At 59.8% G+C, this 24,376-nt stretch carries 24 protein-coding genes; 1 reads left to right on the top strand and 23 read right to left on the bottom strand.

Annotated features, from left to right (window positions below):
• Window positions 1–38: 38 nt before the first annotated feature.
• Window positions 39–1,400: an ABC transporter substrate-binding protein gene (locus tag AB8B29_RS01270; protein WP_113119171.1), complete on the bottom strand. Its 1,362-nt coding sequence runs from the start codon at window positions 1,398–1,400 to the stop codon at window positions 39–41.
• Window positions 1,401–1,708: 308 nt separating this feature from the next.
• On the opposite strand from AB8B29_RS01270, the gene AB8B29_RS01265 reads away from it, so the two are divergent.
• Window positions 1,709–2,734, top strand: a complete 1,026-nt coding sequence (locus AB8B29_RS01265) for a LacI family DNA-binding transcriptional regulator (protein WP_092572994.1) — start codon at window positions 1,709–1,711, stop codon at window positions 2,732–2,734.
• Window positions 2,735–2,741: 7 nt separating this feature from the next.
• On the opposite strand, the gene AB8B29_RS01260 is transcribed toward AB8B29_RS01265, so the two are convergent.
• The 22 genes from AB8B29_RS01260 to AB8B29_RS01155 form a co-directional block, all read right to left on the bottom strand.
• Window positions 2,742–3,641: a bifunctional methylenetetrahydrofolate dehydrogenase/methenyltetrahydrofolate cyclohydrolase gene (locus AB8B29_RS01260; protein WP_439006082.1), complete on the bottom strand. Its 900-nt coding sequence runs from the start codon at window positions 3,639–3,641 to the stop codon at window positions 2,742–2,744.
• 117 nt (window positions 3,642–3,758) lie between these two features.
• A complete protein-coding gene (locus AB8B29_RS01255) occupies window positions 3,759–5,678 on the bottom strand; it encodes a succinoglycan biosynthesis transport protein (protein WP_092575037.1) in 1,920 nt (639 codons plus the stop codon).
• Window positions 5,679–5,778: 100 nt separating this feature from the next.
• A complete protein-coding gene (locus AB8B29_RS01250; protein WP_037203344.1) occupies window positions 5,779–6,618 on the bottom strand; it encodes a WecB/TagA/CpsF family glycosyltransferase in 840 nt (279 codons plus the stop codon).
• Between the two features lie 261 nt (window positions 6,619–6,879).
• Window positions 6,880–7,407 (bottom strand): hypothetical protein, encoded by a 528-nt coding sequence (locus tag AB8B29_RS01245; RefSeq protein ID WP_037203301.1) that lies wholly within the window; start codon window positions 7,405–7,407, stop codon window positions 6,880–6,882.
• Window positions 7,404–7,772, bottom strand: a complete 369-nt coding sequence (locus AB8B29_RS01240; RefSeq protein WP_037203300.1) for a hypothetical protein — start codon at window positions 7,770–7,772, stop codon at window positions 7,404–7,406. The genes AB8B29_RS01245 and AB8B29_RS01240 overlap by 4 nt, the downstream gene beginning before the upstream one ends.
• Before the next feature lie 13 nt (window positions 7,773–7,785).
• A complete protein-coding gene (locus AB8B29_RS01235) occupies window positions 7,786–8,382 on the bottom strand; it encodes a rod-binding protein (protein WP_047641009.1) in 597 nt (198 codons plus the stop codon).
• Between the two features lie 132 nt (window positions 8,383–8,514).
• Window positions 8,515–8,934 carry a hypothetical protein gene (locus tag AB8B29_RS01230; RefSeq protein WP_037203296.1) on the bottom strand — a complete coding sequence of 140 codons (420 nt, stop codon included), beginning with the start codon at window positions 8,932–8,934 and terminating at the stop codon, window positions 8,515–8,517.
• Window positions 8,935–9,006: 72 nt separating this feature from the next.
• On the bottom strand, window positions 9,007–9,759 hold the full coding sequence (gene fliR, locus AB8B29_RS01225; protein ID WP_037203295.1) for a flagellar biosynthetic protein FliR: 753 nt from the start codon (window positions 9,757–9,759) through the stop codon (window positions 9,007–9,009).
• Window positions 9,756–11,843 (bottom strand): flagellar biosynthesis protein FlhA, encoded by a 2,088-nt coding sequence (gene flhA / locus AB8B29_RS01220; protein WP_037203293.1) that lies wholly within the window; start codon window positions 11,841–11,843, stop codon window positions 9,756–9,758. The genes fliR and flhA overlap by 4 nt, the downstream gene beginning before the upstream one ends.
• 149 nt (window positions 11,844–11,992) lie before the next feature.
• The gene (gene fliQ, locus AB8B29_RS01215; protein WP_037203292.1) at window positions 11,993–12,259 is read right to left on the bottom strand and encodes a flagellar biosynthesis protein FliQ; all 267 of its coding nucleotides are present in this window, start codon (window positions 12,257–12,259) and stop codon (window positions 11,993–11,995) included.
• A 45-nt stretch (window positions 12,260–12,304) separates the two neighbouring features.
• A complete protein-coding gene (flgD, locus tag AB8B29_RS01210; RefSeq protein ID WP_037203290.1) occupies window positions 12,305–12,781 on the bottom strand; it encodes a flagellar hook assembly protein FlgD in 477 nt (158 codons plus the stop codon).
• Window positions 12,769–13,221, bottom strand: a complete 453-nt coding sequence (flbT, locus tag AB8B29_RS01205) for a flagellar biosynthesis repressor FlbT (RefSeq protein WP_037203289.1) — start codon at window positions 13,219–13,221, stop codon at window positions 12,769–12,771. The genes flgD and flbT overlap by 13 nt, the downstream gene beginning before the upstream one ends.
• The gene (gene flaF / locus AB8B29_RS01200; RefSeq protein ID WP_037203287.1) at window positions 13,218–13,565 is read right to left on the bottom strand and encodes a flagellar biosynthesis regulator FlaF; all 348 of its coding nucleotides are present in this window, start codon (window positions 13,563–13,565) and stop codon (window positions 13,218–13,220) included. The genes flbT and flaF overlap by 4 nt, the downstream gene beginning before the upstream one ends.
• 37 nt (window positions 13,566–13,602) lie before the next feature.
• Window positions 13,603–14,646 (bottom strand): flagellar hook-associated family protein, encoded by a 1,044-nt coding sequence (locus AB8B29_RS01195; protein WP_047555963.1) that lies wholly within the window; start codon window positions 14,644–14,646, stop codon window positions 13,603–13,605.
• Window positions 14,647–14,649: 3 nt separating this feature from the next.
• Window positions 14,650–16,125, bottom strand: a complete 1,476-nt coding sequence (gene flgK / locus AB8B29_RS01190) for a flagellar hook-associated protein FlgK (protein ID WP_047555967.1) — start codon at window positions 16,123–16,125, stop codon at window positions 14,650–14,652.
• A gap of 37 nt (window positions 16,126–16,162) precedes the next feature.
• The gene (locus AB8B29_RS01185) at window positions 16,163–17,428 is read right to left on the bottom strand and encodes a flagellar hook protein FlgE (RefSeq protein ID WP_037203282.1); all 1,266 of its coding nucleotides are present in this window, start codon (window positions 17,426–17,428) and stop codon (window positions 16,163–16,165) included.
• Between the two features lie 272 nt (window positions 17,429–17,700).
• Window positions 17,701–18,372, bottom strand: a complete 672-nt coding sequence (gene rem / locus AB8B29_RS01180; RefSeq protein ID WP_037203280.1) for a transcriptional activator Rem — start codon at window positions 18,370–18,372, stop codon at window positions 17,701–17,703.
• A 280-nt stretch (window positions 18,373–18,652) separates the two neighbouring features.
• Entirely contained in the window at window positions 18,653–19,240 is a 588-nt protein-coding gene (locus AB8B29_RS01175) for a transglycosylase SLT domain-containing protein (protein WP_037203279.1), read from the bottom strand.
• Window positions 19,188–20,804: a flagellar hook-length control protein FliK gene (gene fliK / locus AB8B29_RS01170; RefSeq protein WP_092575039.1), complete on the bottom strand. Its 1,617-nt coding sequence runs from the start codon at window positions 20,802–20,804 to the stop codon at window positions 19,188–19,190. Before fliK ends, AB8B29_RS01175 begins: the two co-directional genes overlap by 53 nt.
• Window positions 20,805–20,806: 2 nt before the next feature.
• Window positions 20,807–22,111: a chemotaxis protein MotC gene (gene motC, locus AB8B29_RS01165; RefSeq protein WP_092575040.1), complete on the bottom strand. Its 1,305-nt coding sequence runs from the start codon at window positions 22,109–22,111 to the stop codon at window positions 20,807–20,809.
• Between the two features lie 3 nt (window positions 22,112–22,114).
• Window positions 22,115–23,551, bottom strand: a complete 1,437-nt coding sequence (locus AB8B29_RS01160) for a MotB family protein (RefSeq protein ID WP_037203276.1) — start codon at window positions 23,549–23,551, stop codon at window positions 22,115–22,117.
• Window positions 23,548–24,180 carry a hypothetical protein gene (locus AB8B29_RS01155; RefSeq protein ID WP_092575042.1) on the bottom strand — a complete coding sequence of 211 codons (633 nt, stop codon included), beginning with the start codon at window positions 24,178–24,180 and terminating at the stop codon, window positions 23,548–23,550. Before AB8B29_RS01155 ends, AB8B29_RS01160 begins: the two co-directional genes overlap by 4 nt.
• Window positions 24,181–24,376 lie beyond the last annotated feature (196 nt).

The raw sequence follows: 24,376 nt of genomic DNA, 5'->3' as shown, positions 1-24,376 counted from the left end.
TCGCCGGTATCTGCCGGCGACGCTTGGCTTGCGATGTCTTACTTGATGGCGTCCCAGGACTTCTGGATCTCGTCGGCAACGTCCTTGGCGGACTTGCCGCCGACGAAGTCGACCATACCGGTCCAGAACGAGCCCGCGCCGATCTTGCCCGGCATCAGGTCAGATCCGTCAAAGCGGAAGGTCGTCGCACTGGTCAGGATTTCGCCTTCCTTGCGGAGGGTATCGTTGGCATAGGCCGCCGTGTTGACACCCTTGTACGGCGTCAGGAAGCCGGACTGCGCCATCCAGACTTCCTGAGCGATCGGCGTCTGCAGGAACTGGATGAAGGCACGGGCAGCCTTCGAGTCCTTGGTGATGGCAGCAAGCGTGCCAGCACCCTCGACCGGCTTGCCGAGTTCAGGATGCGCGGCATAGGGCGGGAAATAGAAGAAGTCCGCATCCTGGCCAAGCTTGGTGCCCTCCGGGAAGAAGGACGGGATGAAGGAGGCCTGCTTGTGCAGATAGCACTTCGGCGGAACCGTGAAGAGACCCTTCGGGCTATCACGGAAATCGGTCGAAGCAACCGCTGCGACGCCGCCGGCGACATATTTCGCGTTCTTGGCGAACTTGCCGAATTCCTCGATGACGGAGACGACCTTCGGATCGTTGAACTTCAGCGTGTTGTCGACCCAATGATCGTAATCCTGCGGCGCGTTCAAGCGCAGCATCAGATCCTCGACCCAGTCGGTTGCCGGCCAGCCGGTAGCGCCACCCGAACCGAGACCGATGCACCAGGGCGTGCCGCCGTCCTTGACGATCTGGTCGGAAAGCTTGAAAAGGTCCTCCATAGTGGTGGGAACCTTATAACCGGCCTCGTCGAAATTCTCAGGCACGTACCAGACAAGGGACTTCAGGTCGGCCTTGTAGGGGAATGCGTAGAAGGCGTCCTTGCCGTCCTTGCCCTTGTAGGTGCCGTAGCCGACCCAGCTGTCGCCGGCGCCGTAGTTCGTCTTCACCCAGCTTCCCAGCTCGTCACCGAGCGGCGTCAGATAGCCCTTGCTGGCCAGGTTGGCGAAAAGACCCGGCTGCGGCAGGATGGCGACGTTTGGCGGCGAACCGGCCTGCGTGTCGATGACGATCTGCTGCTCGTAGTTTTCCGAGGACGAATACTTGGCGTTTACGCCTGTCGCTTCGGTGAAATAATTCAGGACGCTGGTGAAGAGTGCCTCGTCCTCACCCCGCCAGGGGCCGAAGATCGTCAGCGTCTCGCCCTTCAGATCGGCGTGAGCGGCCTTGAATTCGTCATAGCTCTTCCAATTGAACTTGGAGTCCTGGCCGGGCTGGAACTTCAGATCGGCCGCCATCGCTGTACCCGCCACCAGAGCGGCGGCAGCGACAGTCATCAAAAACAACTTCTTCATGTGGTTGTCCTCCCAAACATAAAATCCACGAGCCGAAACACATTGTCGCGCTGCGCGCTCCATTCCTCAAAGCGCTTTGGCTGCTTCTCTCATCCATTGAGGACGGGACAAAGTCAAGTGATTTTCGGATTTTGACTAATATACATAGCATTTCTCGCGCTGCAGCATAAAATAAGCCCCAATATTTTGCTAATTGTCTTGTTTCAGGCGCGTCGCCTGCTACATATTTGAAAGCGCTTTGGAAGCCGTGGACGTCGCGGGAGGTTACGTTGGCATCTTAGCGGGCGAGGAGTTGGGAGCCGAATTACGTGAATCTGAAACAGCTATCGCAAATGCTGGGGCTGTCGCAGACGACAGTCAGCCGCGCCTTGAACGGATATCCGGAAGTCAATCGCGAGACCCGCGAGCGAGTGCTCAAAGCGGTTCGGGAAACCGGCTACCGGCCCAACAAAGCGGCGCAAAGGCTCGCGACGGGCAAGGCCGGCTCGATCGGGCTGGTCATGCCGACATCGCCAGGCAATTCTTCCGACGTACATTTCAGCGAGTTCCTGACCGGGCTTGGCGAGGAGGCCCTGCGGCACGATTTCCATTTCGTGCTCACGCCCGCGGATCCGAATGACGAAGTCGGTGCCTTGAAGCGGCTGGCGGCCAGCGGCAATGTCGATGCCCTGTTCGTCAACTATATGCGCGGCCACGATCCCCGCCTGGAAATGCTGAAGACGCTCTCCATGCCCTTCCTCGTGCATGGGCGGTCCATCGGCTCGGAACCGGATTATCCCTACCTTGACATCGACAATGAAGCCGCGTTCTATGACGCCACGAAGCTGCTGCTGCAGCTCGGGCACAGGCGCTTTGCGCTGTTGAACGGCCCCATCTATCTCGATTTCGCCATTCGGCGGAAAAACGGCGTCGAGGCGGCGCTCGCCGTGTGGGGTCTGGCTTTGGACGAAGCCCGCGTCAGTCACACTGCCATGACCGATGAGCAGGGCCTGTTCGAGATGGAGCGCATCCTGCAGCTCGAACAGCGCCCCACGGCAGTTCTCTGTTCCAGTACCGTGCTGGCGCTCGGCGCGGTTCGCGCCATCAACCAGGCGAAGCTAAAGCTGGGCGAGGATATATCGCTGATCGCCCATGACGACGTGCTGACCTTGCTCAAGCCGGAAAGCTTCACCGTACCGCTGACGACGACGCGCTCGTCGCTGCGCGCCGCCGGCATACGCATTGCCGAACGCCTGATCGGTGAGATCAAGCATAGCGAGACGTTTCCGGCGCAGGAACTCTGGAAGACGGAGCTGATCGTTCGTGCTTCGACCGGCGTCGCGCCGGCCGACTGACGCAGGCTCAAAACTTCGGCGGCTGCTTTCCGGCTGCCCGATGGGCGGCAATGACGGTATTGGCCATCAGCATGGCGATCGTCATCGGCCCGACACCGCCCGGAACCGGGGTGATGGCGCCGGCGACATTCGAGGCTTCCGCATAGGCGACATCGCCGACCAGCCGGCTCTTGCCCTCGCCGCGCTCCGGTGCGGCAATGCGGTTGATGCCGACATCGATAACCGTTGCGCCCGGCTTGATCCAATCGGCCTTGACCATCTCAGGCCGGCCGACCGCGGCCACCAGGATATCAGCGCCGCGAGCCACAGATGCCAGATCCCTGGTGCGCGAATGCGCCGTCGTGACAGTCGCATTGGCATTGAGCAGCAATTGCGCCATCGGCTTGCCGAACAGATTGGAGCGGCCGATGACGACGGCATTCAGCCCCGACAGGTCCTCGCCATGAATGCGCCGCACCAACAGCATGGCGCCGGCCGGCGTGCAGGAGATCAGTCCGGTTGAGAGATCGCCGGTCGCAAGCTTGCCGGCATTGACCACATGCAACCCATCGACATCCTTGTCCGGCCGGATCGACTGGATGATCGCATCGGAATCCAGATGCTTCGGCAGCGGCAGCTGCACCAGAATGCCGTGAATGGACGGATCCTCGTTCAGGGACTGTACCAAACCAGCGAGTTCTTCCTGCGTCGTTTCCGCCGGCAGCGTGTGCTGGATGGACTTGAAGCCACATTCCTTGGCCATCTTGCTCTTGGAGTTCACATAAGCGTGGCTGGCCGAATCGTCGCCGACGATGACGACGGCAAGTCCGGTCTTAACACCGGTCTCCGTCTCAAGCCCGCCGGCGGCAACCTTCACCGCCTCGATCACCGAAGCCGCCGCAATCTTTCCGTCGATCACTGTCGTCACGCTCGTCTCCCGATATGAATTCGGCAGCAATCTACAAGCCGTCAGCCTGATCGAATTGCCTGCAAACGCCCTATGGTGTCTGAAAGTGGTAATTGCAAGGAGAAAACGGCGGGCCGATCAACCGCGGCCGACATGCCTGTGCGCGGCATAGGTTTGAACCTTGGCACGCAGGAACGCCAGTTCCTGACGGACACGCGTCCATTCATCGGCGCCGGCCGGTTGGCTTCCCATTTCCGGCATAGGGGTCGCAACAGGTTCGTCGGGAGCATCGTGCGTTGACGGAAACTCCAGCTCGATATCCTGCTGAAGAGCGGTGGTGGCATCGACGACCGTATCGTCCTCCGTCGGCGCGGCACCAGTAAGCCATTTACGCAGGAAAACCAGGCAAAGAGCCAGGCAGAGCCCTCCCAGGAAGCCGATCGCCTGATTGCCGACAAGACCGTCGTCCAGCGGCGCTGCGGCTGCGACGGCCTGCGACACCACGGTCAACGGCGCCCCGGCTTCTGGCGGAGCAATAACGGGATTTTGCTGATCGGCCTCGTAGCGGCTTTGCGCGGCGGCAACGGCATCCTGCAATTGCGCGAGACGGACGACGTCAATATCGACGCTCTTCTGGCTGAGAGCGGTCATACGCGCAGAAAGGGCCTGCTGGTCTTCAAGGGCGGTCTTCAAGGCTGCATCGCTGCTGACGACAAGCCGTTGCAGCTGGCTGCGGATGCTGGCCGTGAGATCATCGACGGTTGCCTGCTGCGCGAGCAGGCGGGGATGGCGGGGACCAAGCTGCGTCGAGAGCTGCGTAAGCTGCGCCTTGGCGGCGTTGTAACGGCTGCGCAGATCATCGAGGGCGGCCGATGCCAGATCGCCCGGCAATGCACCGCCGAGGACGGAAGCAGGTGTCGCGGATTTGACCGCCGAAACGCGCGCCTTGGCGCTACGCACTGCCAGACCGGCCGCTTTGATGTCGCCATCCAACTGCTGCCGCTGCTCCTGCAACGCCAGTGCCGCCGCGATCCTGTCTTCGCCATACTGCGCCTTGAAGCCGGCGAGTGCGGCCGAGGCACGCTCGAGCTCCTTGCGACTGTTATCGGCTGCCATATCGCCAACGGCTGGTGTTCCCGCCGCCTGCGCGACGGCGGCATCATGCGTCGTGGCCACAGCCAGCCGATTGGCGATCTCGGCGGACCTGACCGGATCGCCCGTGGTGACAGCCAAGCGCAGGAGGCCGGCCGAGCCATCGACGCTCACGGCGACGCCCTTGCGAAGAGCGGCTTGCGCGCGCGACGGCGCATCGGAGGCATTGCCGTTGCCGGACAGGAGTTCGACGGCAACGCCAAGAGCGCCCGCCCGGCTGCCGGTAAATTCCGGATCGCGATCCAGCTTCAGCCTGGCGACGACGTCGGAAAGGGCTGAAGGGGCGACCGCGCGCTTTGCCGCTACATCCAGCAATGCCTGGCGCGCGCGGCCCTCCTTCCCTTCAACATGCAGGACGGTCTGCGACATATAGAGCGGCGGTGGCGCGAGCATCGTCGGAATGGCCGCTCCCGCCAGCGAAGCTGCGATGACAAAACCGATGGAGCCAACACCAAAAGTCCAAGGACGCAGCGGGGGGATTTGCTCGCGCGAGACTGGTGTGGCGGTCTGAGCCGGCAGCCCGGTTCCGCCATCGAGCAGGTCGGGCACGAATTCCAGCAGATCCACGTCGGCCTCCGATGACGGATGACTGACCGGCTCGTCGATGTAGCGATGGCTCAGAATGCTGCTGATATGCTCGGTCAGGGACTGGGCCTGCTGCGCACCTTCCTCCACGAATGCCTTTCGACCCGAGACAGGATAGGGATCGCCGCGGAGCATTCTGCGCAGAATCGCGCGCAGCTCCGCATCGCGTGGATCGTCAGAGTTGGCCGCACGCAGATGGGAGGCAGCAGAGGGTATATTGTCTTCCCGATCGGAGGCGACACGCCGGTGCGGCCGGCGCGAAACCTCGAAGGCTTCCGCATCGTCAGGGTAAAATCCGAGCCTTGCTTTGTTTTCCGACATGGCAGGTCATCTCGCGCGCATGGTCGGGGACCGATGCGAATGGTTAACCCACTCTAAATTTTCATGCCAAAGAAAAGGTTAACGCCACGTCAGCGCGTGATCAACTCGCGAGTTTATCTCGCGATACGAGCAGCGGCTGCGGCGCTTCCTGTGGTTCTGCGCGAAGGATACGCTCCTTGCGGCCGAACTGGTGCCGAATCACCTGATAGAAGAACAGCGGCACGCCGAGGACATAGCGCCGCCACAGCCTGTTCGGTTCCAACAGCAGGCGGAACATCCATTCGCTGCGCAATGCGCGTACCAGCCCCGGAGCGCGCGGCACCGTTCCGGAAAAGAAATCGAACAGCGCGCCAACGGTCAGCACCAACCGCGCATGCTGCGGACCGACATTTTCGGCAACCCATTTTTCCTGCAGCGGCGTTCCCATGCCGACGATCAGCACATCGATCTTCTGTCGGCTGATTTCCCTGGTTACCGCGTCGCTTCTCGCCGGATCGAAGAAGCCGTCCGAGATGACGATGAATTCATGCCAAGGCGCGTGTCGCCGCATTCTCTCCGCGGCCTTCTCGACGATCGCGCGACGGCCACCCACGAGACCGATGCGCTTCGGCCGCTCCATGAAGGTCAGCAGCGCCGGTACGAAATCGGTGCCGTTCAAATTGGCGGGAAAGGGCTCTCCGTGGGCAACCCGGGAGGCGATATCGAGACCCACGCCATCAGGCAAAACGAGATTGCGCTCCAGAACCTCGCGATAGCTCTCGTCGCGCAGCATCACCAGCATGTTGTGGGCATTGACGAAGGAAATCGCGGTATGTCCGACCGGCAGGGATGCGAGCTCATCGATGAAGGTCAGCGCGTCTTCCCAATCAAGATCGCAGACCGGCAGATCGAAGATCATGCGGCGTGACGCGAGTACGGCAAAATCAGCGACCGGATTCAATCCAACAACCTCCTGCCGGCAGCGCTCAACCATATCCGGCGCCGGCGATACAAGGCACGCCTCCCCGGCCGTTCGTCGGCGCGGCAACTAGAGAGGCATGCACAGGAGGTGCTTATAGCAAGGCAATTCCAACCTTCCGTTAGAATAAATCCTTTAAATTGCTTGAAATTGTCAGGGGTTTGTTAACTTTGTCGTCGGGCGGCAAATCGTTGTTTGCCGCCGCTCGGATGGGGCGGCGCTATCGCCTTGGCAAGCCGATATCTAGTGAGCAGTCGCGCTGTCGGTCGTGGCATCCTTCACGATCTTCACCGGCTTGACCGTTTTCCTGCCGATGCTTTCGCCGCCATGAGTTTCCTCCTTGGAGAGGTAGTCGAGCTGTTCGATCAGCACGTCGGCAACATAGTCGCCGCCGAGCCGTTCGTTCATCCGCTTCTTCAGATCGCTGCGAAAGGCAGCGACATCGAAGCTCTCGACGTGGGCGATATCGATCGCCTTGTTGCCGATCAGCAGCGAAAAGAGCTCGTCGGTCGTCAGTTCCGGCAAGGGTATCTGCAGTGCGTTTACCTTGCCCTTCTCCATCATGAAGGAGATACGGGTCAGGAAATAGCCGGTCACCTGGCCGTTGGCGATGACGGGAACATTGATCGATTCGCCCTTGACCAGTTCCTGCTGTGCCTTCTTGGCATCGTCAGGACTGGTCGCGGGCGCCGTCGCCGTCTGCACCGAAAAATAGACCGAGGCCAATGTTACGGCGCAGACCCACAGGCCGGTGAGAACGAGCTTGATCATCCAGCCTCACGGACGCGGAATTGCTCTTGCGAATAGGTGCCGTCCGCATCGGCGTTCTGCACCGCGTTCCGCAGAATGTCGGCGACCGCGCGCACGGCCTCGAGATGAGCCTCGACGCGACGCGCGTTCACAACCAGTTTCTTCTTCAGGCCATGAAGCTGCTCGATATGAGCGACGGCGAGTTCCGCCGGATCGGTATCCCGAAACAGCATCGACAATTCGTAGAGGCAGCGGCTCTTGTGAGCGTTCGACACCTTCAGATCGAACTCCGGGTCGGTGCCGATCCGGTTGTTCTCGTTATCGATAATCATCTCCAGGCGGCCAAGGACCGATTTGATCCGATAGTCTTGCGACATCACTTCCATGGTATTACCTCGCTTATGCTTTCTGGGACGTCAGCGTGTTCTGATTGGTGATGCTGGTATCGCTATCGCTATTGTCGTCAGCGGCGGCCAGCGTCTTGCGCTGAAAATCCGTGACGGCGCTCAAGGCCATCTTCTTGTCGTTCTCATTGGTCGCGGAATTGATGGCGCCGGTATTGCGCATCTTGGTGACCTGTTCCTGATACATCTTTTCGGCGATGCCGACGCCGCCATTCTTGGCGATCGTGTTGCCCAGCTGCTCGGCCATCATGCCTTTCCAGATCTCGCCAGCCGAACCCTTGCCGTAGAGCGTCTCGCTGCTCGGCAGCATGTTCTTCACGAAATTCTGCAGCATCATGGCCTCGAACTTGCGATAGACCTGTGGTACCTTCGTCGGGCCAGTGTGGGTATTGGCGTTGCTGAGGCCGGCCTGGGTTGCAGCGCTATTAAGGGCATCGAATGCCGCGCCGAAGCCATTGCCGTTTTCGGCGAGGCTGGTGGCGGCGAAAGCGGCCTTGTTGGCGGCGAGCTTGGCCTGGGCGGCCTCGACATCGGTCGGATTGGCGGCCTTGACGACATCCAGAACCAAATCACTCGGAGGCGAAATAGCCACGTCACGTCTCCTTCTGCTATCGCATGCCCCGGAAACACACGATGCATCGATCGCGTGGAGGGCATGTCGAATCAAACGGTCAGAGCAGGCGGGCAACCCAACGATGCACATCCTGCTCCATGATCGCGGTGATTATGGTTTTTGAACCTTGCTGGAGGCTGGCGTTGCAGCGGCGAAGTGCTGATCGACGATGTCGTAGACCGCATTATCGTCAGCTTCGCGCGTTTCGAGCTCCCGAGCGTCCTTCATATGCTCTTCCAGCCGGTCAGCCTTGGTGCGTTCCTGCTGGACCTTCATCTGAATCAGCTCCTGAATGCCTTCAAGCTGCTGATCCCTGATCGTCAGGCGGCCATAGCGGTCGGCATACTGTATGGAGAACGCCATATGAATGGGGTCGGCGGAGCTGATCGCATCCATCACCCTTTCCATCGATGCGGTGACATCGTCGCGCTGACGCGTCGTATCGGCAAGCTCGTTTTCGGCTATCCGTTCCAGATGCCGCTGCACCGCGACGAGGCGCTTCAGTTTTTCAGAACGACTTCTTTCCGCCATGGCCTACCTGCCCACCGTCTGTGCGTTCCCGAGCCCGTCCAAGGTGCGATGCGCAGCCTTTCCGCTCATCCGCTAATGCCCGTTGAAAACAGTGAGGAACGCATTGGAGAACTGGCTGATCATCGTCGCCATACTGAGATAGAGCATGAACAAACCGCCCATCAGAAGATAGGGCGTGGAAATGAAATAGATCGGTATCTGCGGCGCCAGCTTGTTGATGAAGCCGATCGAGATCTGGAACATCAGGCCGTAAAGCAGAAAAGGGCTCGCCAGCCGCAGCATGATGAAGAAAGTTGCTTCCAGCGCGTCCGTAATGGAGATCAGCGCGGTCCGAGGCTCGATATGCCCGCCGAAGGGAATGAGGGAATAGGAATCGACCAACGCCTGCAGAACGTAGTGATGAAAATCCAGGATGAAGAGAATCATCAGCCCGCAAAAGCTGATGAGGCTGGTCATCGAGGTCTCGCTTGAATCCTCGATCATATCAGCGCCGGCCGGAGCGTTGAAGCCGATCATCATTGATATGACCGTACCGGCGAACTGCAGGCCCAGCGTATAGATCCGGGCCATCATGCCGTACATCAGACCGATGATCGCTTCGGTGAAGATCAACGCTATATAGCTCGCGCCGCTCTTCGACACTTCGGGATAGATCGTATTCCAGAGCAGCGGCAGGATCGCCATCGACAAGGCCACCGAGATAAGCAGCCGAATCTGCGTCGGCACCCGGCCCGACGAAAACCCCGGAAGCACCATCATGCAGCCGCCGATGCGGCAGAAGGCGACGAACAGCGCCAGAATGGTACCCTGGGGGTCAGATATCATGAAATGGAACCTAGAATCTTGATCTCGATCCCCTTGGCCAATTCCACATGCGACAGAACCGGAAGTGTCGCGAACAAGCGTTCGATGATCATGCGCACATAGGAGCGCGTTTCCGGCGACGTGACAAGAACGAAGGGCATGCCTCGGTCCATATATTCACGGATAACTTTGCCTGCCTGCTCGCTGAACTCCTCGAGGCTGCGCGGATCGATGTCAAACTCGACGACCTCGCCCTTCTGATCGCGCTTAAGCGCCTGGTGGAAGACCAGGTCCCATTTGCTGCCGAGGCGCAGCACTCGCAATACGCCGTTGTCGGCCAGATCGCCGCAGAGCTGCTGCGCCATGCGCACGCGGACATGCTCGACGATCTGCTCCGTCTTGCGCACGTGCGGCGCAAGTTCGGCCACGGCTTCAAGGATGAGATGCAGGTTGCGGATCGAGACGCGCTCGGCAAGCAGCAGCTTCAGCACCGCCTGCAAGCCCGAATAGGACATATGCGACGAGCAGATCTCGTCGGCGAGCTTCTTGTACTCGGGATCGAGACGTTCGATCAATATCTTCACGTCCTTGTAGGACAGAAGTGCGGGCAAGTTGTTGCGAATGACCTCGCTCATATGGGTCAGCACGACGGAAACATTGTCGATCGGCTGGAAGCCTTCGCGCTTCAGATCCTCCGTGAAGGCTTCGAGAACGGACACGGCCGGCATGCCGAAGGCGGGTTCGCGGATGTCATCGCCCGGAACGGTGGGTTTGCGGCCCGCGCCGGTGACGACAAGCACTTCGCCGACGCGCAGCACGTTGGAGGCGATCGTCGTGCCGTGGATGCGGATCTGATACGACTTGTCGGCGATGGCCATGTCGTCGATCACCTTGATCTCCGGCACGACGAAGCCGTATTGCGTCGCGAACTTCTTGCGCATCTTGCCGACGCGGAAGGCCAGTTCCTGATGGGCGCCGAGCAGGCGGGTGGAGACGATCTTGCCAAGCGCCAGCTCGATCTCGGCGGTCTTCAGAACCGACTTGACCGAATCCTTCTCCATCTCCTTCGTCTGCATCACCTTCTGCTCCTCGGCGTCGCGGCGAAGCTTGTTCTCGGCTTCGACCTGGCGCGGAATGAACCAGGCGCCGGCCGCCATCAGGCCGCCAAGGAACACGAAGGGCACGAATGGCATGCCGGGCATGATGGCCAGAATGCCCATCAGGACCGCCGAGACGGCGAGCGCGCGCGGATAGCCGCTCAACTGATTGATGACGGCCTGATCGGTGGAACCGGAGGTGCCGCCGCGCGAAACGAGGAGGCCGGCGGCCAGAGACACGATCAGCGCCGGCATCTGCGACACCAGACCATCGCCGACCGAAAGCTTGACGAAGACGTCCGCAGCCTGGCCGATCGGCATGCTGTGACGGAAATAGCCGATGATGATGCCGCCGAAGATATTGATGCAAGTGATCAAAAGGCCGGCAACCGCGTCACCGCGCACGAACTTCGAGGCACCGTCCATGGCGCCGAAAAAGGAGCTTTCCTCTTCCAGTTCCCGACGGCGTCGCTGCGCCTCCTTCTCATCGATCAGGCCCGCCGAAAGATCGGCGTCGATCGCCATCTGCTTGCCGGGGATGGCATCCAGGGTGAAGCGGGCGCCGACTTCGGCGATACGCGTCGCGCCCTTTGTGATGACGATGAAGTTGATGGTGATCAGGATCATGAAGACGATCAGACCAATGACGAAATCGCCCGACATCACCAGGCTGGCGAAGCCCGCAATGACGCCGCCCGCGGCGTCATGCCCCTCATAGCCATGCGAGAGGATGACACGCGTCGTCGCGATGTTCAGCGCCAGACGCGTCATCGTGGCGATCAGAAGGATCGTCGGGAAGGACGAAAACTCCAGCGGCTTCTTGATCCACAATGCCACCATGAGGATCAGCACCGAAAGCGCGATCGAAAAAGCGAGCCCGAGATCGATCAGGAACGGCGGGATCGGCAGGAACAGCACGCAAAGAATGACCATGATACCGAGGGCGAACCCGATATCACGAACGCTTGGATTGGCTTTGGGGAGTGCTAATGCGGGTGGTTGTGCCATCGACCGGTTCCGTCTCTTCATGAGAGGGGGCAAACGGCTGATCCGCCTGCCCTATTCGAACCGATCTTTAAGAGGCGAAGCTTGTGCGAGAATGGCTTACAGCCAGCGAAACATATGAGCCGAAAGCCATTTCGGCCTCCGGCCCCGATCTAGAAGCCCGATTGGATTCGGGAAAAGACAAGATTGGTGAAGATCGAGATCTGCGAGCCGACGAAAGGGGCCGTGATGCCGATGGTCACCATGACGGCGACGATCTTCGGCACGAAGGTCAATGTCGCCTCCTGCACCTGGGTCAGCGCCTGAATCAAGGCGATCACCAGACCGACAATCATGGCCGCGAGAACCGCCGGGCCGGAAGCCACGAGCACCGTCCGGATCGCCGCCTGGAAGATATCCAATGCATCGGCTTCATTCATGACATCTTCACCTCAGGTTCAGCCAGCTCCTCATAAGCTGCTGCTCTAGTTCGTACTCGACGAATCGCCGGTGCCAGTATCGCTCGATGATGTCGTCGTATCAATGGCCGTGCCAGCCGGGGCAATCGTCACACCGGCCTGGATCAGGACCTTGTCGCCCGCCGTGGTCTGGGCGATAACACCGTCCGAATAGACGGTTACTTCCTTGATCGTGCCCGTGACCTTGCCGTCGGCGCTCTGGATTTGCTTGCCGATATAGTCGGACGCCTGCGAGATCCATTGGTTCTGCAACACCGTTTCGAGGTGTGAGTTCGTCTGGATCTGCTGCTCGACCTGAGAGAAGCTGGCAAGCTGTGAGATCTGCTGGGTGGCATCCATCGGAGAGGTCGGATCCTGGTTCTTCATCTGTGCGATGAGGAGCTGCAGGAAGTCGTTATAATTCAGGGTGGCGCTCGCCGAGGCTGCGGCAGCGGTTTTGGAGGAACCGCTCGTGCTGCTGTTGACGGCATCTACCGCTGCCATGGAGCAATCTCCCGGCGAATGTGTTCGATCGTGGCCGCGGGCATCTCCTGATTATTCAGAATATTGTCCTCGACCGGATAGAGCCCGCGGATCGCCTTCAATGCATCGAAGGCGCGGCCGGTGGCCACGAGGCCGTCGATACGCTTCAACTCGGCCAGCACTTCCTCATTATGGAAGCAGGACAGCAGCATAACGATCGACTTGCGGAACATCGTCGTCGACTGTTCCTTGCCTTCGGGATTGATGAGGATCATCTGCGCGATGAAATAGAGCTGGCGCAGCGGGGTGTTGGCGTCCTCTGGCTGAAGCACGTGGTTTTCAAGGAGGAAGGTCACATCATTCAGGAATTCCAGGGCGACCTTGCGATCGACACGCAGAACAGCCCCATTGATAAAGATCTTTTCCCCGGCTTTAAGCGATATGCGAAGCGTACTTTTCATTTAAGTCCATCCCTGATGATGGTGGTGACATCGATGATGCCTTGATAGTTTTCCGACTGGCGCCGCCGGATCCGATCGCATTCCTTCAATATCCAGATGGCGATCGAAATTAAGTTGGCGCGCAGTTCGACATTGAGCTGGTTCTCCGGACTTTTCAGGTCCTCGACGAAGCTGACCCATACGCGCCGCGTATAGAACAGGGCTTCAATCGCTTCACGGCCGTATTTCCCCGCATCACGGGCCGCAGAGAGAAGGGCAATCGACCGGTCCAGAACTTGTCGTTCTCGCTCTTTGGCGTCGGCCACTGCATCCTGCATGACTTCCGCATATGAGAACTGATACATTCATGCATCCTTCCTGGTCATTACTTCCCTTTGATCATCAAAGGTAATTTACAAGGCTTAACTGTTGGATCTTCGAGACGATGGTGTAAGCGGTCTGGAGCTGCGTCTCGAGGCTATTGACCTTGGTGGAAGCCTCGTAGGGATCCACTCCCGTCAGGTCGCCAATATTGGTATTGAGAATGGTCTTCTGGGCATTCAGAGCGGTGTTTGCATCCGTCAGGCGCGACTGAGAGAGGCCGAGCTGGCTCGCCTGGGTGTTAAGTCCGTCGATCGCCTGGCGCGCATAGCTGGTCGCCTGGTCGGTGACTGCATTCAATGCATCCTGACCAAGACTGGGCGTCGTACTCATCAGCGAATTGGCAACGGTCGTTGCGAGTGCCAGATAGCGCATACCCGACGAATTCGCATTTGTCGACGAATCGATGACTTCAGAGTTACTAATCCGGTTGGTCATGTTCTGATCCGACGCACTCGACCAGCTGGACCAACTACTGTCGGACGTGACCATCGGCTCGACAATGGTCGTGATGAAGTCCTTCATCTGGGCGCCGCTGAGCTGGTCAACGGTTGTGCCATTGTCCGTGGCATACTGCGTCAACGCTGTCTGGATCGCGGTGGTCGCCGCCGCGGAGTTGTCTGTCACGGGCTGCACGTCGGTGTTGGTGCCGGCAAAAAGATATTCGCCGTTGACCATGGTATTGGCGTCCGCAATAAAGCTGGACATGGTCGCCGTGGCCGTCTGCTGCGTCAGCGACACGCTACTACCGTCGGTATTGCCGCGCAGCGCCACCAGCTGATCCATGAACTTCTGTGCCTGAGAGCTCATATCGCTCAAGGCAGTCTGCGACGACGTCATTCGCTGGTTTGCGATCGAGTTGCTGCTGAGGATCGAATCGATGCGCGTCACTTCCCTCGTCAGATTAACGTTCTGCGTCGTGCCGCTGCCCAACGAAACGCCAATATCCGCATAGGTACCTGTCGTGGCCTCAGTCGATGCATCTGTCATCTCGTTCTGCGCCTGACGGATCGTCTGACGCATGGAGTTCTGAATGGCTGTGCTCGAAATGAAAGAAAGTTTCATGGCTTAGCTCGCAATATCCAGTACCGATTGAAGCATCTCGTTGACTGCATTCAATATCTTGGTTCCAGCCTTGTAGGACTGTTCGATATCCATCATCAGCGTCAGCTCTTCGTCGAGATTGACACCGGTCGCGTTTGAATAGGCGCTTGAGGAGCGCGACAGTGCCGCAGACGTGTTTTCACCCGCCGTCGTCGCCGCGCTGCGCTGCCCCTCGAGCCAGCCGATAGAGCTGGACGAGTAATCCATGAGGCTGGCGCTGGTGTCGGAGCCCGCAGTGGAGTCGAAATCCATCTTCGTGTTCATGGCGGTGATGTAGGCATCCAGCTGGGTGGAATAACCGCTATCGCCGCTGGCGTTGACGACATAGTCCGTCCCGTTGATACCGCCGTCGCGCAGGAGGTTCGGATTGCCGCCCTGCGACGCGATCAATGCCGGGTTGACGGTGATCGAGCCGGCCATACCCGTGACGACGGATGCGCTGGTTGGAACAGTGCCGTCGCTCCAGGTAAACAAACCGGTCTGCGCCGCTGCGGTAGGATCCGTCTGGTTCTTCTCCGAGAAGACCGTTACCAGACCGCGCGCGATTTCATCGAGTTGTTTCTGGTAGGTCGGAGCGACGTCGTCTCGAACCTGCAACGACGCCTGGAGGCTACCCTGCGCCGTGGTGGCGGCGCCCTGACCCGCAGGCAATGCAACACCGTCGATGTAGACATTGTTGCCGGGAGTGCCTGCCGTGTAGGAATTCGTCGGCGTAAAGGTCACCGAGCGCGGAATGGTCTCGAAGAGGGTCGCACCGTTTGTGGTGTAGAGCGCCACGTCGTTGTTGGCGCGCGTCACCGTCGTCACACCGACAATCTGCGAGATCTGCTTCAAGACGGAATCGCGTTGATCGAGCGCATCGGCGACCGCGCTCGATGTAGGCCCGGCGGTTGCCGTCGCGGACTTGACCGCGTCGTTTGCCGTCTGGAACTGATTCAACAGACCGTTCAGCGTATCGACATCGGACGCGATCTGCTTGTCGGCATCGGCCCGGGTGCTCTGCACCACGGTCGTGGCGTCGTTGAGCCCGGTGGCAAGGCTTTGAGCCGCATTGATGGCGGATTGAGCCGCCGTGGTGCTGGACGGCGACCCCGCATAAGTCTGCATCGCTGTCTGAAAGGCAGACAGGTAGGTCGCAGGTGCGGTCTCGTTGTCGTTGCCGCCAATCGTCGCTGACTGAAGGCTGTTATAGGCCTTCAGAAGCAGCTGTTGCGCAGCGTCGGCCGACGCGTTGCCGAGATAGGCCTTCTGCAGCGCCGGCTCATCGGCGCGAGCGATCTTCACCACCTGCGCGCCAGACATGTCGGTCGTCAGCATCGCCTGGCGACGCGAATAATCCGCGTTGCTAGCATTGGAGATATTGTTCGATACGACGCTGCTCTGCGCGCCGGTATTGTTGAATATCGCCTGTGCGTTATTGAGTGCTGTTGTGAGCGACATGACTGACTCGATACCCTATCCGTTTTAACGTTGGAGTTTAACGTTGGAGGTTGACGAGAACGTCGAGAAGATCGGAACCGGCCTGGAAGACCTTCGAGTTCGCGGTGTAGCTCTTCTGCGATACGATCATATTCGTCAGCTCGGTTGCGAGGTCGACATTGGATTCCTCCAGTGCGTTGGACTGGATGTAACCGAACCCGCCGCTCTGAGGCCAACCGCTGACCGTTACGCCGGACACACCATTCGCCGAATAGACGTTTCCGGTTTCCACGGTCAGATTGTCCGGGCTTGACACGGTGGCGAGCGGAATGCGGTAGAGTGCCTTGGTCGAGCTGTCCTTGTAGACGGCGTTGACAGTGCCATCCTTACCGACGGTGACGCTCGTCACCGGGTTGGGAGCCTGACCGTTCATCTTGCCGGTGGCGCTGAAATCGGTGGCTACCTGGGAGAAGCCGGTCATATCCATGGCAATCGTCTGCGAGTTGGATCCGAAGGTGACGTCGAACGTCCCGCCCGATGTCAGCGCGCCATTGCTGTCGAACGTCAGGGTCGTGCTGCCGACGGGGCCTGAAGAATAGGGGAACGGCGTGTCACCCGAAGCGGCGTCAGCCTTGTTGTAGATCGAGACATCCCAGGTGTTGTCCGCAGTCTTGGTGTAATAGACGTCGAAGGTGACGGCGTTGCCCTGACTGTCGTAGCCTGTGATCGACGCCTTGCTCGTGTCGGTGGTGACCGGCGCCTGGTTTTCGGACGGCAGATATCCGGTCGCGCTGCTGGTGGCGATCTTGGCATTGGAATTGAGATTGCCCGACATGGTGCCGGTCGTCGTTGCGACCGCTGTTACGCCACTCTGGGTCACATTGATCGGCACCATGCCACCAAAGCCGTTGACAACAACCGAAGGGGAGCCAGCGGCGGCGGAATAGCCCATCAGCGTAAAGCCGGCGGAATTGACCAGGTTGCCGCTGGCATCGGGCGAGAAGTCGCCGGCGCGGGTCAGAAACGTTTGTCCCGCCGCGCTCTGAACGACGAAAAAGCCGTTACCCTGGATTGCAAGGTCGGAGCTCGAAGTGGTGGCCGACACGTTGCCCTGTTGCGAAATCGCATAGTGAACCGAAGTCTCCACGCCGCCGGAATTGTAGCTGCCGCCGGAAGAAGGCAGCACGAGCGAGGAGAAGCTCGTCGACGCCTCTTTGTAGCCTGTCGTGCTGGAGTTGGCGATGTTGTCCGAAACGGTCCCCAAACGATTCGCCTGTGCGTTCATCCCTGAAACCGCGGTTTTCATGCTACCGAAAATGCTCATCTGGAATCCTCGTTTTCCTTCTTGCGACTGAGAGTAGGTGGCGGGCCTTGCGTGAAGCTGTCTGAGAGGAGGAAAAGTCATTCGTCGCGAGGCGACTTTTCGAAGAGCGTCGCCTTGCATCCGCCCGCGCATCAACGAGACGGCAAATGGTAAGAGACGACGCACCTTAGAAAGAAAACACAGCCTGACGACTGCTCAAGCAAAAGCCCGAGAATCGCTGGATTCTCGGGCTTCTGCTTGAATTCAACTGACTGGAGGCAGGATCGGGAGCTTCAGCTCCAATCGATGCAGTAACCCAGGAAGCGCTTGGAATCGACCGGATCGAAACCAAGCTTCTTGCGCAGCTTCTTGCGCAGCTTCGAGATATGGCTCTCCACCACATTTTCTTCGACTTCCTCATCGAAGATGCCGTAGATCGCATTGAAGATTTGCGTCTTGGTCACCCGGCGGCCGCGATTGGCGATCAAGTATTCCAGGATGCGCCGCTCACGCCGCGGCAATGCAAAAACATCACCGTTGATTTCCGGGTCGCGACCATCGGCAAAGATGCGAATCGCGCCAATATCGGTGTAGTTGGTGATTGCCTTGAGCCTACGGCGGATTGCCGCGGCCCGTGCCAGGATCTCCCGCGGATGCACCGGCTTGCGGACCACATCGTCGACGCCACAATCAAAAAGCGCAAGAGTCGATTCGAGCGAGGGATGATCGCTGACCGCGATGACGGGTGCCATCGTCCGGTCACGGATCGCCCTGGGAAGCTCGTATACGTGCTGTCCCTGCCCGATCAGAAATGCTTCGACTGCCGCAATATCGCCCTCTGCCGCCGTCGTGACCCATTCGCCAAATTCGCGAGGATCAAATCCCGTGGATGGGATGCCTTCCCGTCCAAAAAGTGAAGTATATCCGTCTTTAACAAGCTCTCGCTCATCAACCACTACGATCATTCGTCCGCCTCCGAATCAGTGTGGTGTTTCGATGAACTATGGGTACGAATCGGGCGAATCACGAACAACTGTCGGAAATGAGTGACGGGAATTAATAATTGATTAACTTTCGAGGGGCGATTTGCACTAGATATAGTAGGTGCTCGGCAATTTACACCGATAAAAAAGTAGTTAGTTATTACATTATTAATATATGTAATTCAGGCCATCTCGCGACTGTCAACTCCATCGAAAGAGTTAGTGACGGCTAACCGGAAGGGGTATGCAACCTATAGGTTGTCTAGTCCTGGCAGAAGGTCGCCGCGTTGGGCGTCCATTTTCCATAGCCGGTGGCAACCAGATTGGCGATCACGCGACAGACATAGACCTTCTGGGCGGGGTTATTGTTCGGACCGGCATGGTATCTAGCTACCGCCATCGTCCATGTCTCATGCTGGTCATGGAGATTGCGGAGAAACTTTGCGGCATACTCGACGTTACTGCGAGGATCGAACATAGCGGCAACAGAGGGAAAATTCTCGCCGTGGAAATACTGGTTTATCTGCATGCAGCCGATATCGATAAGCTTTGCGCCGTTCTGTCGCGCTGCGGCGAAAGCTTGCAGAGCGGCATTTTCGGACGGCGGGAAGACCGGCCGGCCTTCAATATTGAGGGCGTAAGGATAGAGCGAACCCTTGCGTCCCGTTTCCGTCAACCCGACCGAGTAAAGAATTCCTTCCGGTATTCCGTATTTCGCGGCGGCCGACTGAATTTCACGTTCGCAGAGGCCGGCCGCACCGTTGTCGGGTGGCGTCGCGTTTCCGGATGCGAACGCCTCACAGGTAAACTGCGCCAGAGCGAGAACGCTGAGCGTTGCCAGCAGCGCCATCTTCCACGCCGCGCTCACCCGAGCTGCGATTGCCGTCATTGCCATTTGCCTGCTGTCCCGAATAGTTCTGGCCCTTCGGACGTGCATCGCCGCCTTGCCCCTGGTTCAAGAGGGATTGCTGTTGCGACTGCCCCGATCCGGATTGCCGGCTGCCGCTGTCGGACTGCTGATCCGCATTCGAAGCCATGGTCACCGTGATGCTGTCGACCTGATAGCCCTGAGCCCGCAGCGCATCGACCATGCGGCTCTGATCGGCATGGAGCTGTCTGTAGGCCTCGCCCGTCTGCACCTTCAGGTCGACGCTCAACTGGTCGCCGGAGAGCCGCATGGTGGCCGTGACATCGCCGAGATTGTCGGGACGCAGCTGGATCTTGAGGGTGTTGACGACCTTGCCGGTGCTCGTCAAGCTTGCTGCGTTGGAGAGCGCCGAGCCCGGCTGCATCGCAGCCGACCATTCGCGATCGCCGGCAAGCGAACCGGCAACGAGCGCCGAGTTGGGGCTGGCGGTCAGGCCCAGATAGCGGCGACTTTCGAGCACTGTGACCGCCTGCCCATCGCCGTTCGCGGAGGCCGCCACATTGACATCTGCCGCGTCGTGACCATTCTTGGTGATCGACATGTCGAGCGCGCCGCCTCGCCCGTCTGCGCGTGTCAGCCGAAAGGTCTGCGCCGCATCCGCTCCATTGCCGTCGCTAGGCAACGCCGCCGTATTGTCCGACGAGTCTTGCGTCAGCGCCGCATTGCCGAGCACAGCTCCCTGAACCTTCGTATCGCCGCCTGCAGCCTGACTATCTGGGACCGTTACGCCTTGCACCGCGGCAACGGTCTGCGGAGCGTTGAGGAGTGACAAGGCGTCAGAGATCGTGCCAGCCGCATGGGCGGATTGCGTTAGTAAAGACTTACCGTCATCCGTCGTCGAGGTGCCTTTGCCGCCCTTTACGACCGGTGCCTTGCCGTCACCTTCGGCTGGCGCCGGCTGGTCAGCGGCTGCGGCCACCTCGACCAGCTGCTGCGCCATATCCGCAAACTGATCCAGGACCTTGGGCTGCGCCGGCACGTCACGCGCCTCGGGAGAAGGCATAGCTGGATCAGTCGTCGCTGCGGTCGGATCGGTCGTTGCCGCGGCCGGGTCGGTATCGGAACCGGCCGAAATGGCTTTTTGAAGCTCTATCAGAGATTTAGAGAGGGTCGCCGTCCCGGCACCCTGCCCGAGCTTGGCGCCCTTGGGAAGGCTGGGAAGATTGGCGAGATCGGCGGCGGAAGTATCGATCATTCCAGCCCCGGCATTGATGCTTTCATCGATAGCCGGAGTGCTGGGAGCCGGAGCGTCAGGCGCCTGATCGCCCGATGCCGCCTTCCCGGTGTCCGCATTCCCGTTCATATCGGCAGCGGCTTTCGCGTCCGTGCCGGCACTCGTCCCGGACGTGTTACGTCCGTTGCCGAGTGAGCCGGTCAGCGCATCCAGAAATCCCTTGCCGTCATCCTGTTTTCCCGGGCGCGCACCCTTGGAGGAAGCAAGAACATCCACCCCTGAAGAGGCGCCGGATATACCGATGTCGTTCATGATCAGTGACTTTCCTGCTTCAACATGCCGTCGATCGCATCAAGCTTCGAACGGCTCGTCGTGACGAATGCGTTGAACGAAGGGTCGGCCTCCTGCCGCCCTCCCTCCGGGGTAAGAGCAGCGCTTGCCGCGGCTCCCTCCTCAACACCCGCCGTGCCGGGCAATTGGCCTCCCGGTTGATTCGTCACAGCAGCATCGTGTTCAGTACTCTGTTGGTTGGGCAGGTTAGGAACAGTGCCTTGCCCGAGGCTTGCGGGGTCGGGTGCGCGTAGAATCTCCTGCGCCACCGCCTTGGCGGCATCGCGCAACGCACGATCCTCCGCGTTCAGTTCACCCGCAGGCATCTGGTCGAGATTGTTGACCGCCGATTGCAAAGCTGGCGTGGATACGCCCGCAACCCCGCCGTAGAAGCCCGCCAATGCGCCGAAGGCGTCGCTGCCGTCGTTTGATATCGCCTGGGCACGACCGGCCGCGAGCGTCGCGAGATCGGACTTGCCGGCGATCGCCGCACGGCGTGCCATACGCAGATAGATTTCCCGTTGCCTGGGAGGATCCATGAAGGAGAGGATATCGACGATATCCTGCTGTTTGACAGCGGAGTCGTGATCGACGACCAGCTGCACGAAAAGATCGGCGAACTGGCTTGCATAGGGCGAATGCAGAAAGCGCCTCGTGTAGCGCCGCGCGTATTCGAGCCCTGATGGCACCAGCCCGGCATCGGTGCACAGGGCAAGCGAACGTCGAAGTGCCGATTCCTCCACGATCGTCCCCGGCGCGGTCAAACGCGCCCAGTCATAAAGCTTCAAGGCCGCCGTCGGGTTCTTTCCGGACATCACATTGCCGGCAACCAGTGCGAGGTAGGGGCCGATCGGCTTGTCACGATATTCCCTGGCAATGTCGGCGAGCGTGTTGACGACCAGAAGACCCTTGCCGTTCAGATACTTCCTGAGAACGTCGGCAACCCGGTTGTCGAAATTGCCATTGACGTCGCGCGACATCAGATATTCGAGCGTTGCCGGATTGCCACCGCTCATCGTGTAGATCAGGGCAGCATCGACGTTACGGTCGTCGTCGAAGACCGCCTTGTCCACATTGCGCAGGCGCTCATCGATGGTGGCCAGCATGAAACGCTGCATTTCACCGGCGGAGCTGTCGCCTGCGACGACGGAATCCTGGATGAATTCGAGCGAGCGCAGCATCTTGTAGAGTGGCAGGACGTCCTGCCCCTCGGCGCGAACACCACCCGGCACGAGCATGCCGAAGGTCAGCGCGAGCACAAGGCTATGACGATGCTGTTTGCGCGCCATGGACTATCCCTGTTTGCCTTGACCTGACTTGCCCTTGCCCGGAATGGGCTTCACGGGGTTCTGGGTATCGGGAGGTGCCTGGTCTTTCGACGCCTGGCTCGACGGGTTCGCAATCAGGATCTCGATACGGCGATTGGCGTCGTTGAAGGGATCGTCGGGCAATTTCAGGCGCCGGTCTGCAAAGCCGGAGACCTGTACGATCCGCTTCTCATCCAGTCCGCCGCTGGTCAGCATATAGTAGGCACTCTGGGCGCGGTCGAGCGACAGCCGCCAGTTGTCGTTGCGGCCGCCAACCATATAGGGGCGGCCGTCGGTATGACCCCGGACCAGGATCGATCCCTTGCGCTCCGCCAGGATCTTGCCGATCTTCTCCATAGCCATCACCATTTCCCGGCGCGGCACGGCGGAGCCTATGTTGAACATCGGATCGTTGCTCTGGTCGGAGATCGTCACCAACAGACCGCCTTCGGTCGACGTAACCTGCAGACCCTCGGCCAGCTGGCCCGCGACACCGTTGATCTCAGACTGTATCGCCTGCTGCAGTTCCTTGGCTTCCTGCTGCTGCGCCTTGGTCGGCGTCGTGCTCTTGCCCTGCGCCACGGCGGCGTTGTCCTCGAAGGTCGAGGCATCGCTTTGCCCGGCGGCGCTCGCGGTCTGTGCCGACTTCCCTGCCCGATTGTTCTGCTGCTGCGCGCCGGATGCCTGCTGCTCGCTCACCGTCGGTTGCTGTTCGGGGGTCTGCAGCTGATTGGCCGGCTGGCCGGTATCGGCCGCGGTTGCCTTGGAAAGTGCGATGACTTCGCCCTTTGGCGACTGATCCGACTTGGCGGACTGTTCCTCGTTCGCATTCTTCGACGCGCTGGAGACCTTGACCTGCTTGGTCCAGAAATCCGGATCGAATGGATCGCGATAGGCTTGACCGCCGTCCGCGCCCGTGGCCGGACCCGACTGGGCGGCACCGCCCTCACCCTTGGCGCTGACATTGGCCTGCTGACCGACTTCCTGTGCGATTTCCGCCAGGACCGAATAGGGGTTCTCGAAGAAGTCGGCCTCCGAGTAGTTCGTCTGGTCGCCGGAGGTGGACGTCAGGTCTTCGCCAGTCTTGGCGGATTTGCCGTCGTTCGGTCTGTCCTGCGGCTGATTTGACTTCTGCTGATTCTTCTCGCCTTCAGCCTGGTCCACAGGCTTCTTGACGCCCTTCTCCGTCGGCTTCTCATCGGCAAGCTTGATCGGATTGAAATAGGAGGCGACCGAGGCCTTCGTCTCCTCGTTTGCAGCGTTCACCAGCCACATCACCAGGAAGAATGCCATCATGGCCGTCATGAAGTCGGCATAGGCGATCTTCCATGCGCCTCCGTGGCCGCCTTCGTGATCGCCGCCGCCATGACGCTTGACGATGATGATCTCGTGCTTGCCCTGATTTTGATCGCCGTCGCTCATTTCAGAATCTCTCTCAGACTGGCGGCCCAGGCGGACATGCGCGTCACAAGAACGCTATCGCCGATGGTAACGGCGAGATCGACATCCGGCGCTTCGACGTGGCGCAGGAGAGCGCCATCGTCGCCGAGATGGTCTTGAAGGGCTTCAAAGAGATGATGCGGCCCACTGACCACCATCGGGCCGGCGCTGCCGTCGAGGATCGCTGCCTTGACCAGATCGGCAAGATCGGCGACGGCGCTGGCGGTCAGCGTTTCGGTCATGATCGGTGCAAGCGCCGCGGCGGCTTCCGCGCTGATCGCCTGGCCGAGCATCGCCGCCATACGCGTCATGTCCGCCGCAATCCTTTCCGCTGCCTGCTCCTCGTAGCGCGCTCGGAGGGCATCGATTTCATTGCGGAACGAGTCCGCCATGGCATCGAGCTCAGCCTGATGCTTCTCAGACAGTTCCTGCGTGGCCGCCTCGTGCCCTTCCGCATATGCCTCGCGGCGCTCCGCCTCGATATCAACCGGCGGCTCTACCGGACTATCCGGAACAAAGGCTGTCTCGCCGAATGGCATGTCCGCCACGTCGGAAGGTGGCGCCTGCTCGGCACTGAAATCCTTGAGGTATCGGGATAATACCAAGCTCACGCGTGTATCTCCCCGTTCGCATCGGCATGGCGTTGCGAGTGGATGCCATAAGAGGGCCGAACAATTCCCATGCTCAAAACGTCGATCATCACGCTTCCGGTTTCCGTCCTGTGGCTGCGCTGCCGGAAATGACGACTGATGTCATCGGCAAACTGCGCAACCATGCCACTGCGATGGACCGTAGGCAGTCAAACTT

It is taken from the genome of Rhizobium sp. 11_C7_N12_5, assembly GCF_051811145.1.
GTDB lineage: Bacteria > Pseudomonadota > Alphaproteobacteria > Rhizobiales > Rhizobiaceae > Rhizobium > Rhizobium lusitanum.
Note: the sequence above shows the minus strand (reverse complement) of the source record. Positions and strands in the feature narration are given on the sequence as shown.

Bases quoted from the DNA above. Each gene is read 5' to 3' on its own strand.
- AB8B29_RS01270 (WP_113119171.1), bottom strand. From the start codon at position 1,400: ATGAAGAAGTTGTTTTTGATGACTGTCGCTGCCGCCGCTCTGGTGGCG.
- AB8B29_RS01255 (WP_092575037.1), bottom strand. From the start codon at position 5,678: ATGTCGGAAAACAAAGCAAGGCTCGGATTTTACCCTGACGATGCGGAA.
- AB8B29_RS01245 (WP_037203301.1), bottom strand. From the start codon at position 7,407: ATGATCAAGCTCGTTCTCACCGGCCTGTGGGTCTGCGCCGTAACATTG.
- AB8B29_RS01240 (WP_037203300.1), bottom strand. From the start codon at position 7,772: ATGGAAGTGATGTCGCAAGACTATCGGATCAAATCGGTCCTTGGCCGC.
- AB8B29_RS01230 (WP_037203296.1), bottom strand. From the start codon at position 8,934: ATGGCGGAAAGAAGTCGTTCTGAAAAACTGAAGCGCCTCGTCGCGGTG.
- fliR (WP_037203295.1), bottom strand. From the start codon at position 9,759: ATGATATCTGACCCCCAGGGTACCATTCTGGCGCTGTTCGTCGCCTTC.
- flhA (WP_037203293.1), bottom strand. From the start codon at position 11,843: ATGGCACAACCACCCGCATTAGCACTCCCCAAAGCCAATCCAAGCGTT.
- fliQ (WP_037203292.1), bottom strand. From the start codon at position 12,259: ATGAATGAAGCCGATGCATTGGATATCTTCCAGGCGGCGATCCGGACG.
- flgD (WP_037203290.1), bottom strand. From the start codon at position 12,781: ATGGCAGCGGTAGATGCCGTCAACAGCAGCACGAGCGGTTCCTCCAAA.
- flbT (WP_037203289.1), bottom strand. From the start codon at position 13,221: ATGAAAAGTACGCTTCGCATATCGCTTAAAGCCGGGGAAAAGATCTTT.
- flaF (WP_037203287.1), bottom strand. From the start codon at position 13,565: ATGTATCAGTTCTCATATGCGGAAGTCATGCAGGATGCAGTGGCCGAC.
- AB8B29_RS01195 (WP_047555963.1), bottom strand. From the start codon at position 14,646: ATGAAACTTTCTTTCATTTCGAGCACAGCCATTCAGAACTCCATGCGT.
- flgK (WP_047555967.1), bottom strand. From the start codon at position 16,125: ATGTCGCTCACAACAGCACTCAATAACGCACAGGCGATATTCAACAAT.
- AB8B29_RS01185 (WP_037203282.1), bottom strand. From the start codon at position 17,428: ATGAGCATTTTCGGTAGCATGAAAACCGCGGTTTCAGGGATGAACGCA.
- rem (WP_037203280.1), bottom strand. From the start codon at position 18,372: ATGATCGTAGTGGTTGATGAGCGAGAGCTTGTTAAAGACGGATATACT.
- AB8B29_RS01175 (WP_037203279.1), bottom strand. From the start codon at position 19,240: ATGGCGCTGCTGGCAACGCTCAGCGTTCTCGCTCTGGCGCAGTTTACC.
- fliK (WP_092575039.1), bottom strand. From the start codon at position 20,804: ATGAACGACATCGGTATATCCGGCGCCTCTTCAGGGGTGGATGTTCTT.
- motC (WP_092575040.1), bottom strand. From the start codon at position 22,111: ATGGCGCGCAAACAGCATCGTCATAGCCTTGTGCTCGCGCTGACCTTC.
- AB8B29_RS01160 (WP_037203276.1), bottom strand. From the start codon at position 23,551: ATGAGCGACGGCGATCAAAATCAGGGCAAGCACGAGATCATCATCGTC.